The organism is Pyramidobacter sp. YE332 (assembly GCF_033060595.1).
Taxonomy (GTDB): Bacteria; Synergistota; Synergistia; order Synergistales; family Dethiosulfovibrionaceae; genus Pyramidobacter.
On record NZ_CP133038.1, the window covers coordinates 1,114,432 to 1,127,093 of the forward strand.

General features: G+C 60.0%; 4 protein-coding genes. 3 read left to right on the forward strand and 1 reads right to left on the reverse strand.

The window, feature by feature from the left end:
- Positions 1–38: 38 nt before the first annotated feature.
- The gene (locus RAH42_RS05215) at positions 39–1,085 is read left to right on the forward strand and encodes a Fic family protein (RefSeq protein ID WP_078016095.1); all 1,047 of its coding nucleotides are present in this window, start codon (positions 39–41) and stop codon (positions 1,083–1,085) included.
- 626 nt (positions 1,086–1,711) lie between these two features.
- On the forward strand, positions 1,712–8,383 hold the full coding sequence (locus RAH42_RS05220) for a YadA-like family protein (RefSeq protein WP_317540121.1): 6,672 nt from the start codon (positions 1,712–1,714) through the stop codon (positions 8,381–8,383).
- 126 nt (positions 8,384–8,509) lie between these two features.
- Here the strand turns inward: RAH42_RS05220 and clpB are convergent, their stop codons facing one another.
- Positions 8,510–11,119 carry an ATP-dependent chaperone ClpB gene (gene clpB, locus RAH42_RS05225; RefSeq protein ID WP_078016617.1) on the reverse strand — a complete coding sequence of 870 codons (2,610 nt, stop codon included), beginning with the start codon at positions 11,117–11,119 and terminating at the stop codon, positions 8,510–8,512.
- A gap of 209 nt (positions 11,120–11,328) precedes the next feature.
- Here clpB and RAH42_RS05230 point away from each other — a divergent pair, with 209 nt between their 5' ends.
- Complete coding sequence (locus tag RAH42_RS05230; RefSeq protein WP_078016616.1) at positions 11,329–12,645, forward strand: M18 family aminopeptidase; 1,317 nt, start codon at positions 11,329–11,331, stop codon at positions 12,643–12,645.
- The last annotated feature ends 17 nt before the right edge of the window (positions 12,646–12,662 follow it).

Sequence of the window (12,662 nt, forward strand, 5' to 3'; positions counted from 1 at the left end):
TAATATGGTAAGATGATATGCAGATAGGAGAAGATACAATGAGACGATTCGATTATTCTTTCCTTAATAATGGACTGTTGCCCGCAAAGTTTGTGAACCTTACGGCAAGCATTACGAGCCTGAAAACGATGGCCGGGGTTCGGAAAGAGGAATACGTCCGTGTTTTCACGGAATTGGAAGCCATCGCGAAGGTACAATCGGTAAAGAGTTCCAATGCGATCGAGGGGATTGTTACCAGCGATGAACGTATCGCGGCGATCGTGAATCAGAATAGTGCACCGCTGAATCACACCGAAGCGGAGATCGCCGGGTACAGAGACGCCCTGAATGAAATACATCTGGGCTGCGAGCACATCAACTTCCGCCGGAGTGACATCTTGAGGCTGCATGAAATGCTTTTGTCGGCTGCCGGGCATGAATACGGCGGACGCTACAAGACGGATGACAACGTAATCATGGAAGTCGATGCGTTCGGGAACCGAAAAGTACGGTTTTCTCCTACTCCGGCCGCTGAAACGGAAGCCGCGATGGAACAGCTGGAACTTGCCTATCTGGACGCCTGCGGCGACGCCAACGTCAATCAGCTCTTGTTGATCCCGTGCGTGATTCTGGATTTTCTGTGTATCCATCCCTTCCGAGACGGCAACGGAAGAATGTCGCGACTCTTATCGCTCCTGCTGCTGTACAAAAGCGGTCATGACGTGGGGAAATATGTCTCTTTCGAGGAGCAGATCAACAATCGCAAGGCGTATTACTATGAGGCGCTGCGGCGATCTTCTGATGGCTGGCGCACAAATGAAAACACCTATTTCCCGTTTATCGAGAACTTCCTGTCCACTTTGTATATGTGCTATAAAGAGCTGGATAAGCGTTTCGCCGTAGTCCACGGGAGAAAAATCACCAAAAAGGCACGCATTGAATCGACCGTATTGAACAGCCTGACGCCGCTCTCCAAAGCCGAGATATGCAAGATCCTCCCGGACGTCAGCCCAACGACGGTGGAGGCCGTGTTGGGAGCCATGGTAAAAGCCGGTGCCATTAAACGCATTGGTGCTGGCAGGGCGTCGAGATATGCAAAGGCGTAAAAAGCGGACAAAAAGCTCAAGGTGGAGGCCGGGATTCTCAAGCAGGCATCCTGTGCCGCCCTGATAGACGGCGCTCAAGGGCGGCGGCGTCAAGGAAGCGCTCGCCGGGGGCCTTTAGAAGTCAATCGACATCGACCAGGACAAGGTCAAGAAAAAGGGATTCTTCGCCCGGCTCTTCGGGCGCTGAGGGCTCGATCGCCGAAATGAACGCAGGCCCCCGCGGGACGTAAAGGCGCAAGGAAACTTCGAAACGGAATATACGAAAAAAGAGGACGCCTCGATCGATCTTGAACTGCCCCCCAAAAGTCTAACTTTTGGGGGGCAGTTCATTTCGAGACGTCCTCTTTTTTTGCGCAAATCTATTTTTGATGACGACCGCTGAAAACGACCTGCGGATATTGCGGATTTTTTTCCGGAGCGAACCGTTCGGAACGCCGCGAATCGTTGCGAACGCCGCGGTTTTTATTTACGAACGGCGAAAATGCAAACGCAAACAATGAGTTATCTTTACACGGGGGGGGGTATGATATGCTCTTCACTGTTTGCCCATATACAATTTGAATGCGTTTGTTTTATCAATCGAATTTGTTTTTGTAGTAAAAACAAAAAAGGAGGAGATGTGGTACATGGGTTCGATTTACGAAGAGGTGGAAAACAAGGCTCGAAAATGCCATGCAGAAGCGCCCGGGATCGTCGGCGTAAGACGCGCCGCGGTCCTGGTATGCGCTCTGGCGTTGGCCGTCGGGAGCTTTGAACCGTCGCGGGCGTCGGTGATCGACGAGAGCTATGTGGAGATTGCGAGAGGGGCCGAGGCGAATCATACGAAGGCGATCGCCGTCGGCAATAAGGCCAAAGCAAAGGGAGAGGAAAGTATCGCGATAGGCTACGAGGCGGAAGCCAACAATCCGCAGCAATCTAATTATGCGGTTCCGGCAATCGCCATCGGCTCCCGGGCGCGGGCGCTGAAAAGCAATGCCATCGCTTTCGGCACGCTGAGCACCGCGCACGGCAACCGCAGTATCGCCATCGGTTCCGGCGCGGTGGCCGACGACTTTACGACGTCGTTGGGCTGGATGGCCGGCTCGACGAGCAAGGTCAAAGGAGAGCATGGCGTTATTCCCGTAGGGAAGTTCAAATCGAGCAAAGAAAGCGTTTTTATCGGAAAGAACGCAGGCCGCGACATCGAAGGCAAGGATAACGTCGTTATCGGCAATTATGGGGCCGAAGGCGTTCCCGAAGATGGCTCTTATGTACAAGGCAACACGCCGGGCGACAACGCAGGACATTTCGTAGGCATCACGGCGATCGGCCGGAGCGCTCTGGTCAAAGGCGACAACGGCGTGGCTCTGGGCAAGGAAGCCAAGGCCATGGGGACCTCTGGCGTGGCCGTAGGTCATCTTGCCAATGCAAAAAAGAATTTTGACATAGCCTTAGGTTACAAGGCTGAAGCCGAAGGGGTTCCCCCTTCTTCCAGTAGCACCGGCGGTTCGGCAATGGCTTTGGGCACGAGCGCCCACGCCGCGGGTATGAACGCGGTCAGCATTGGCAACGGAGCGTCTGCGACGAATACTTCCACCATCGCACTGGGGGGCAAGGCCGAAGGACACAGTTCCACAGCGCTTGGTTATGTCACGCAGGCGTCCGGCTCCAGCGCTACGGCGGTAGGCTATTATGCCCAGGCGACCGGGAACCAGAGCACGGCCCTCGGCACGATAGCCAAGGCCGAAACGGTCGGGGCCGTGGCCATCGGTAACGAGGCCAAAGCCGCAGCTTCCGAAGGCGACGTCGCTTTGGGTGCCGGCTCGGAAACAGCGGCAGCCGTGGGAACGGCTTCCTACATGGTTAACGGGCAGACGAAGAATTTTGCGGGAACAGATCCAGCCTCTACCGTCAGCGTGGGCAAAGCCGGCACGGAGCGCACGATCACCAACGTGGCGGCCGGACGCATCAGCGGCAACTCTACGGACGCCGTCAACGGCAGCCAGCTGTTCGGCGTCATCGAAGAAGTGAACAAAGGAACCAAATACGGCGGAGACACGGGCGCCGTCTTTACCCGCAGACTGGGCGAACAGACCAGCGTCAAGGGCGGCAAGAGCACCGGCCTGACCGAAAACAATATCGGCGTGGTTTCCAACGGCACGGACACCCTCACCGTCAAGCTGTCCAAAGATGTGAACCTGGGCAGTACGGGCAGCCTGCAGGCCGGCGGCACCACGATCAACAGTACCGGCATCGCCACCAATCAGATCGTGGCGGGCGGCACGACGATCAACGGCACCACGTTCGACGCGGGCAACAAGCAGATCACCAACGTAGCCAGCGGCGGCAGCGTTACGAACAATGCGGCTACCATCGGCGACGTCAATACCATTATCGGCAATAAAACCAAGTGGACCATCAAAGACGGAGGCAGCGGGAGCAAGGAAATCAACGCTACGACCCCGTTGGTCGTCAAAGGCGACGCTTACGTAAAGACCAAAGTGGACAACTTTGGCCTTCACCTGAGCATGGACGAAACCAAGCTGAACAGCACCATCACCAACAACACCAGCATCACCACCATCAACGAGACATTGGACAAGGGGCTGAAATTCGCCGGCAACGACGGAGTTGCAGTCAAGCGCGAGCTTGGGCAAACTCTGAGCGTCAAGGGCGGATTGTCCGACGTGAGCGCGAACGCGTCCGGCAAGAACCTCGGCGTGAAGAAGAACGCCGCCGGTGACGGACTCGACCTCGTCATGAGCGAGAAACCCGAATTCACGGAAGTGACCGTCGGCTCGACGAACAAAGTCGTTCTGAGCGAAGGCAAAATCAGCATTGGCGGCAAGGATTACATCACCACCGCCGGTCTGAACGCCAACAGCCAGCAAATCAAGAACGTAAAGGCCGGCACGGAAGGAACGGACGCGGTCAACCTCAACCAGGTGAAGTCCCTGGTCACGGCGGGGGCGAAGCCGACTACGGTCAAGGGCAGCGATAACATCGGCGTGTCCGATGGCGCGAACTCCCAGGGCGGCAAGGAATACACCGTCAGCCTGAAAGACAGCGTAACTCTCGGCACTGATCCGGCCAAGAAAATCTCCATCGACGGAACCGCCGGCAAACTCACAGTCGGCACCAAAGTAACCGTCAACGGCGCCACCGGCGACATCCAGGCGGGCACAGTCAAGATCGCGGGCGCAGGCACAGTCAACGAACTGACGAACCGCGCCTGGGATATCGACAACCCGACGATAGTGAACGGCCAGGCCGCTACCGAAGACCAGCTGAAAGTCGTCAGCGACGTCGTGAAGACCAACACGAGCAACATCAGCAACCTGACCACCACGGTGAACAACCACACCACCGACATCACCAACCTCAAGGGCGGCTTCACCGTGAGCGACGGAGACGGCAGCGTCAAACCCGAAATCAAACTCGGCGAAACGGACAAACAGAACATCCAGTTCAAAGGCGAGCCGGACAAGATCGCCGTCGAAGTCGCCAAGGCCGCCGACGGAGCGACTGTGACCGTGAAAGCCGACCCGAAGTTGGGCGAGACCATCAACATCAGCAACAACACCAGCATCACCAGTCTGAAGGCGGGCTTCGACCTTGCCGACGCCAACGGAGTGAAGGGCAGCGTCGAACTGGGCGGAAGCAACAAGCAGGCAGTGATCTTCAAGGCAACGGGAGTCGGCGATGCCTTCACGGCGAGCGTCGACGCCGACCGCAACGTGACCTACAGTATCGACAAGACCAAACTGGTCAACAACATTACCGGCGACATCATCACCAATATCAACAACGGCGGCACGGCCATCACCAACATCGAAGGCAAGTTCAAGGTGAGCGACGGCACGGCGGCGAACACCAAGACCCTCACCATCGGCAAGAACGGCGCGCCCGAGATCCAGTTCAAGGGCGAAGCTGACAAGATCGACGTCGAAGTGAGCGGGAGCGATTCAATCCCCGTTGTGACCGTGAAAGCCGACCCGAAGTTGGGCGAGACCATCAACATCAGCAATAACACCAGCATCACCACCATCAACGAGACATTGGACAAGGGGCTGAAATTCGCCGGCAACGACGGAGTTGCAGTCAAGCGCGAGCTTGGGCAAACTCTGAGCGTCAAGGGCGGATTGTCCGACGTGAGCGCGAACGCGTCCGGCAAGAACCTCGGCGTGAAGAAGAACGCCGCCGGTGACGGACTCGACCTCGTCATGAGCGAGAAACCCGAATTCACGGAAGTGACCGTCGGCTCGACGAACAAAGTCGTTCTGAGCGAAGGCAAAATCAGCATTGGCGGCAAGGATTACATCACCACCGCCGGCCTGAACGCCAACAATCAGAAGATCACCAACGTGGAAGCCGGCACCTCGACCAAGGACGCCGTCAACTACGGCCAGCTGACAGCGCAGATCGCCAACAGCAAGACGATCCTGAAAGACGGCCATAATACGACAGTCGAAGGCGAAGGCACGGCTGCCAAGCCGTACAAGGTCAACGTCAAAGACGATCTCGTACTGGGCAAGGCAGGAGCCGACGGTAAAGACGGTTCCATCGGCATCAACGGCAAAGACGGCCAATCCGTCGTAATTCACGGCAAGGACGGGATCAGCGTCAAGGGCAAAGACGGCAAAGACGGAGTGACCATTTATGCCAAAGACGGCGCGGACGGAACGGAAGGCAAGATCGGCCTGACCGGCCCGAAGGGCTCCGACGGCAAGAACGCCAAAGCCGACATCGGCATCAATGCCGGCCCTGCCAGCCTCGATCCGGCGAAGAACCTGAGCGCCACCGAGATGACCCGCATCTACTACACGGATGAAAAGGGCGATCACCAAGTTGCGACGATGGACGACGGCATGAAGTACGCCGGCGACAACGGCCAGAGCGACGCGAGCAAAGTCATCAAGAAGAAACTGAACAACACGCTCGACATCATCGGCGGAGCCTCCGGCGCGCTGACCGACGGCAACATCGGCGTGAACAACGTCGGCGGCCAGCTGAAAGTTCAGCTGGCGCAGAACCTCAACCTGACGGCAGCCGGCAGCCTGACCATCGGCGACACTCTGCTTAACGGCAGCGGTCTGACGATTACCGGCGGCCCCAAGCTCACCAAGACAGACGTGAACATGGGTGGCCTGCAGATCCACGGCGTCGCCCAAGGCACGTCCGACACCGATGCCGTCAACTACGGCCAGCTGACAGCACAGATCGCCAACAGCAAGACGATCCTGAAAGACGGCCATAATACGACAGTCGAAGGCGAAGGCACGGCTGCCAAGCCGTACAAGGTCAACGTCAAAGACGATCTCGTACTGGGCAAGGCAGGAGCCGACGGTAAAGACGGTTCCATCGGCATCAACGGCAAAGACGGCCAATCCGTCGTAATTCACGGCAAGGACGGGATCAGCGTCAAGGGCAAAGACGGCAAAGACGGAGTGACCATTTATGCCAAAGACGGCGCGGACGGAACGGAAGGCAAGATCGGCCTGACCGGCCCGAAGGGCTCCGACGGCGAGAACGCCAAAGCCGACATCGGCATCAATGCCGGCCCTGCCAGCCTCGATCCGGCGAAGAACCTGAGCGCCACCGAGATGACCCGCATCTACTACACGGATGAAAAGGGCGATCACCAAGTGGCGACGATGGACGACGGCCTGAAATTCGCCGGCGACGGCGGGACCCCCGTCGGCAGAAAACTCGGAGAGACGCTGAAAATCAGCGGCGGAGCGGACGTCTCGAAACTTACGGACGACAATATCGGCGTAATCACCGATCCCGCCAGCGGCGAACTGAAAGTGAAACTGGCGCAGAACCTGAACCTGGGAAGCGCCGGCAGCGTGACCATCGGCGACACTCTGCTTAACGGCAGCGGCCTGACGATTACCGGCGGCCCCGTCATCACCAAGACCAACGTGAACATGGGCAACCAGATCGTCCACGGCGTCGCCAACGGCGCCGCCGCGACCGACGCGGTCAACTACGGCCAGCTCCAGGCCGTGGAGAACAAGATCGACCAGACCAGCACCACAGTGAACAAAGGCCTCACCTTCAAAGCCGACGATACCAACACCGTCAACAGGAAACTCGGCGAGACCCTCCACGTCGCCGGCGACGGCACGAACACCGAGACCAAAGTCGACGGCGGCAAAGTCGTCGTCGCCCTCAAGAACGAACTGAAATTCGACGTGACCGGGACGACAAACAAACTCACCATCAACAAGGACGACAAAGGCACCGTCAACGGCCTGAGCAACACAACCTGGAACCCCCTGAGCATCACCTCCGGCCAGGCCGCCACCGAAGACCAGCTCAAAGCCGTGGACGACAAGATCGCCGCCATCTCCGCCGACACCCTGAAAAGCTGGGACGCCCAGATCGACGGAGTGAAAGTGAAGACCGTCAGCAAGACCGACAACGTCCTCAACTTCAAGAAAGGCAGCAACATCAAACTGAGCGACGACAGCGGCGCCATCAAGATCTCCGTCGTCGACGCGCCGAATTTTGCCGGCAAAGTCACCGCCAAAGGCTTCGACGCCATCGGCCACAAGATCGAGAACGTCAAAGCCGGAGCCGTGAACCAGACCAGCGGCGACGCCATCAACGGCGCGCAGCTGTGGAAGACCTCGAGCAGCATCGCCACCCACCTCGGCGGCGGCTCCTCCGTCACCCCCGACGGCACCGTCTCCGCCCCCACCTACAAGTTCAAGTACGTGAACGGCGGCAGCTACAACACCGTCGGCGACGCCTTGAGCGCCGTAGACCGCCAGTTCGGCAACGTCTACAACAACTTCGGCAACGTCTACAACCAGATGGGCGAACTGAGAAGCAGCATCAAGACCACCGGAGCGCTCGGCTCGGCCTTGAGCGCGCTCAAACCGATGCACTACGACCCCGTCGAACCCAGCCAGCTCATGGCCGGCTTCGGAGCCTACAAAGGCGAATACGCCCTGGCCCTTGGCTTTGCGCACTACGTGAAAGAAGACTTCATGGTGCACGCCGGAGTGTCCGTCTCGCACCACGGCGAGTCGATGGCCAACGCCGGGCTGACGTGGAAGATCGGCCGCAAGGAAGACAGGGAGGCGATCCCCGAACGTTACCGCAAGGGCCCCATGAACAGCGTCTACGTGATGCAGAAGGAGAACGCTCAGCTGCAGGCCGAGGTAACCTCGCTGAAACGCACGAACGCCCAGCAGGCCGAAACGAACGCGCTACAGAGCCAGGAGATCGCCGAACTGAAGGCGATGCAGGCGGAATTGAAGGCGAACATGGAGGAAATGAGGCGTCTGCTTCGCGCTTCGCGGCGCTAGCACAGACGCAGCCAGGACTCGCGGATACGGGAAAAAACGTATCGCCCCGCGCTCCGGCGCTCGTTTCGCACCGCAAAAACGAAAAGGTCACGGCATTTTGCCGTGACCTTTTCGTTTTTGATATCGTTATTCCCGGGGCGGCTGCGCAGAAAGCGCCAGCCGGTCGCCCTGCACGTCGATAGAGAGCGTGGCGCCTTCGACGACGGAGTTGGCGATCAGGTAGCGCGCCACGAGCGTTTCTACGTTGTGGCTGATGTAGCGTTTCAGCGGGCGCGCGCCGAAAACGGGGTCGTAGCCGTACTCGGTGATGAAATCGAGGGCCGCGTCGCTGACGTTGAGCGCAATGCGGCGCTCGCCGAGGCGCTTGGCGAGGTCGTTCAGGATCAGTCCGACGATCTTGCGGAGCTGCGCCTTGTCCAGCGGCGAGAAGAGCACGATGTCGTCCACGCGGTTGAGGAATTCGGGGCGGAAGCGGCTTTTCAGCAGATCCATGACGCCGTCTCTGACGTCCGGCGGGATCGTCTCGTCGCGCACGCCTTCGAGCAGCAGATCGGAACCGAGGTTGCTGGTCATGATGATGACGGTGTTCTTGAAATCGACGGTGCGGCCGTGGCTGTCGGTGACGCGGCCGTCGTCGAGGATCTGGAGCATGACGTTGAACACGTCGGGGTGGGCTTTTTCGATCTCGTCGAAGAGGATGACGCTGTACGGTTTGCTGCGCACGGCTTCGGTGAGCTGGCCGCCCTCGTCGTAGCCCACGTATCCGGGAGGCGCGCCGAGCAGGCGGGAGACGGAGTACTTCTCCATGTACTCGGACATGTCGATGCGGACCATGTTGTCTTCGCTGTCGAAGAGCGTCCGCGCCAGCGTCTTGGCCAGTTCGGTCTTGCCGACGCCGGTGGGGCCGAGGAAGATGAAGGAACCGATGGGGCGGCGCGGATCCTTGATGCCGGCCCGCGCTCTCATGATGGCGTCGGCGACCAGCGAAACGGCTTCGTCCTGGCCGATGACGCCCTTGTGGAGTTCGTCGTCGAGGTGGAGGAGTTTTTCCCGTTCGCCTTCCATCAGCTTGGTGACGGGGATCCCCGTCCAGTCGCTGACGATGCGCGAGATCTCGTTTTCCGTCACCGACTCGCGCAGCAGCGAGCCGTCGCCCGATGCGCCGCGCAGGGCGGCTTCTTTCTCTTTCAGCTCCTTCTGCAGCTGGGGCAGCACGCCGTGCTGGAGCTCGGCGGCCTTGTTCAGGTCGTACCGGCGCTCCGCCGTTTCGACGTCGTGTTTGGTCGCTTCGATCTTCTGGCGCAGCTGCTGCACTTCCGTCAGCTTTTCCTTTTCGGAATTGTAGCGCGCCGTCAGTTCCTTCTGCCGGTCTTTCAGGTCGGAAAGCTCTTTCTGCAGCTCGGCCAGACGGGCGGCGCTGGCGTCGTCCTTTTCCTTTTTCAGCGCCGCTTCTTCGATCTCCAGGCGCACGACCTTGCGCGAAACGCCGTCCAGTTCCGAAGGCATGGAGTTGATCTCCGTGCGCACCATGGCGCAGGCTTCGTCGATCAGGTCGATGGCCTTGTCGGGCAGGAAACGGTCGCTGATGTAACGGTCGGAGAGCGTGACGGCGGCGACGATGGCGCCGTCGGTGATGCGCACGCCGTGATAGACCTGGAAGCGGTCCTTCAGGCCGCGCAAAATCGAAATGGCGTCCTCCTGGGAGGGCGGATCGACCATCACGGGCTGGAAGCGGCGTTCGAGCGCGGCGTCCTTCTCGATGTTCTTGCGGTACTCGTCGATGGTCGTGGCGCCGATGCAGTGCAGCTCGCCGCGCGCCAGCATCGGCTTGAGCAGGTTGCCGGCATCCATCGAGCCTTCGGTCCTGCCGGCGCCGACGATGGTGTGGATCTCGTCGATGAAGAGGATGACGCGGCCTTCGCTGCGCTTCACTTCGTTGATGACGGCCTTGAGGCGCTCCTCGAATTCGCCGCGGTATTTGGCGCCGGCGATCAGGGAACCCATGTCGAGGGAGAAGACGGTGCGGTTTTTCAGGTCTTCGGGCACGTCGCCCTTGAGGATGCGCTGCGCCAGCCCTTCGACGATGGCGGTCTTGCCGACGCCGGGCTCGCCGATCAGCACGGGGTTGTTCTTGGTCTTGCGGCTGAGGATCTGGATCACGCGCAGGATCTCGTCGTCGCGGCCGATGACGGGGTCGAGCTTGTCGTTCCGGGCGTACTCGACGAGGTCGATGCCGTATTTTTTCAGGGCTTCGTAGGTCTCTTCCGGATTTGCGTTCTGCACGCGCGCGCCGCCGCGCACGCTCTCGAGCGCTTTCAGAAAAGCGTCGGCGCCGACGCCGCCCTCGGCCAGCAGCTGGGCGACGGGATGACCGGGCAGGTCGAGGATGGCCGCGAACAGGTGCTCGACGGAAACGTATTCGTCGCCAAGCGCCTGCGCCCTTTTCTCGGCGTCGGTCAGGACTTTGGACAGATTCTGCGACAGGTAGATGCGGTCTTTGTCGTAGCCGCCGGTGATCCGCGGCTTGCGCTCCAAAAGCTGGGCCGTGCGGGCGCTCAGCGCCGCCGCGTTGGCGCCGGTCTTCTCGAGGATCGAAGGGATCAGTCCGTCCTTTTGCGAGAGCAGGGCGAGCGTGAGGTGTTCGACGTCGACCTCCTGATGGCCGCGCTGGATGGCCAGGTTCTGGGCTTCGGACAGGGCTTCCTGGGATTTTTGCGTCAATTTATTGAGGTTCATGGAGAACCCTCCTTTCGGGGTGCGCTTCTTTTTCACAGCTGCATTATATATGGTCAATATTGGTCAGTCAAGAGGTTCCGGAGAAATTTTTGCTTTTTATCGACCTTTCGCGGCGATTTGGCAATTCCAGGGGATCGTGCTATGATGCGTGCGGCGGCAACGACCTTGCGCGGCCGTAAAAATTTTGCGATGACAGCGGAGGGATCCTCATGAAAAACGACGTTTCGCGGCGGCTGATCGACTTTCTCGACGGCAGTCCCACGTGCTACCAGGCGATCGAAAATCTTTCTTCCCGACTGCGGGAAAAGGGCTACGCGCCGCTTCGCGAGTCCGAACGCTGGGCGCTCGCGCGCGGCGGCAAATATTTCGTAACGCGGGGCGAATCGTCGCTGATCGCGTTCCGGCTCCCCGCGGGCGAGCTGCGCGGCTTCATGCTGACGGCCTCGCACAGCGACTCGCCGACGTTCAAGCTGCGCCAGAACGCCGAAGTCCCTTCCGCGGGCAATACGGTGCGCCTCAGCGTCGAGGGGTACGGCGGGGCCATCATGCGCTCGTGGCTCGACAAACCGCTGTCCGTGGCCGGACGCGTCTTCGTCAAGGAGGGCGCGGGGCTTGCCTCCAAACTGATCGACATCGACCGCGACCTGCTCGTCATCCCCAGCCTGGCCATCCACATGAACCGGGAGATGAACAAGGGCGTCGAGCTCAAGGCCAACGTCGACATGCTGCCGCTGTTTTCCGCGGCGGGCGAGGAGGGCGCGTTCCGCCGTCTGGTCGCCGAAGCCGCGGGCGTCGGCGCGGACGAGATCGTTTCGACGGAGCTGTTCCTTTATCCGCGCACGCCCGGCACGCTGGTAGGTTTGAACGAAGAGTTCATCGCCTCGCCGCGGCTCGACGACCTCGAATGCGTGTTCTGCTGCTATAACGGTTTTGTCGAGAGCGAAAGCGAACCGTCCGCCTCGGCGCCGCTGTTCTGCGTCTTCAACAACGAAGAGGTGGGCAGCGGCAGCCGCCAGGGCGCCAATTCCACATTTTTGGAAGACACCGTCGGCCGCATCTGCGGAAGCCTGGGCATGAGCGCCGACGAGCGCGGCGCGGCCGTCGCCGACAGCTTTATGATTTCCGCCGACAACGCCCACGCGATCCATCCCGCGCATTCCGAATACGCCGACGGCAACGAGTTCCCGGTGTTGAACGGCGGCGTCGTCATCAAATACAACGCCGCGCAGAAGTACACGACCGACGGCCTTTCCGGCGCGGTCTTCACGCGGCTGTGCGAACTGGCCGGCGTGCCGGTGCAGCGCTACAGCAACCGCGCCGACCTGCCGGGCGGCTCGACGCTGGGCAACATCAGCGGCTCGCACCTGTCGGTGCCGACGGTCGACATCGGCCTGCCGCAGCTGGCCATGCACAGCTGCTATGAAATCGCCGGCGTCAAGGACGCCGAATACCTGATCGCCGCTGCGCGCGCGTTCTACGGCAAAAGCTTCCGCCACGGCGCGGACGGGCGGATCGCGCTGGAATGAACCATGTTGCGACAATA

Excerpts from the sequence above, each read along its gene's own strand:
- RAH42_RS05215 (WP_078016095.1), top strand. The coding sequence starts at position 39 with ATGAGACGATTCGATTATTCTTTCCTTAATAATGGACTGTTGCCCGCA.
- RAH42_RS05220 (WP_317540121.1), top strand. The coding sequence starts at position 1,712 with ATGGGTTCGATTTACGAAGAGGTGGAAAACAAGGCTCGAAAATGCCAT.
- clpB (WP_078016617.1), bottom strand. The coding sequence starts at position 11,119 with ATGAACCTCAATAAATTGACGCAAAAATCCCAGGAAGCCCTGTCCGAA.
- RAH42_RS05230 (WP_078016616.1), top strand. The coding sequence starts at position 11,329 with ATGAAAAACGACGTTTCGCGGCGGCTGATCGACTTTCTCGACGGCAGT.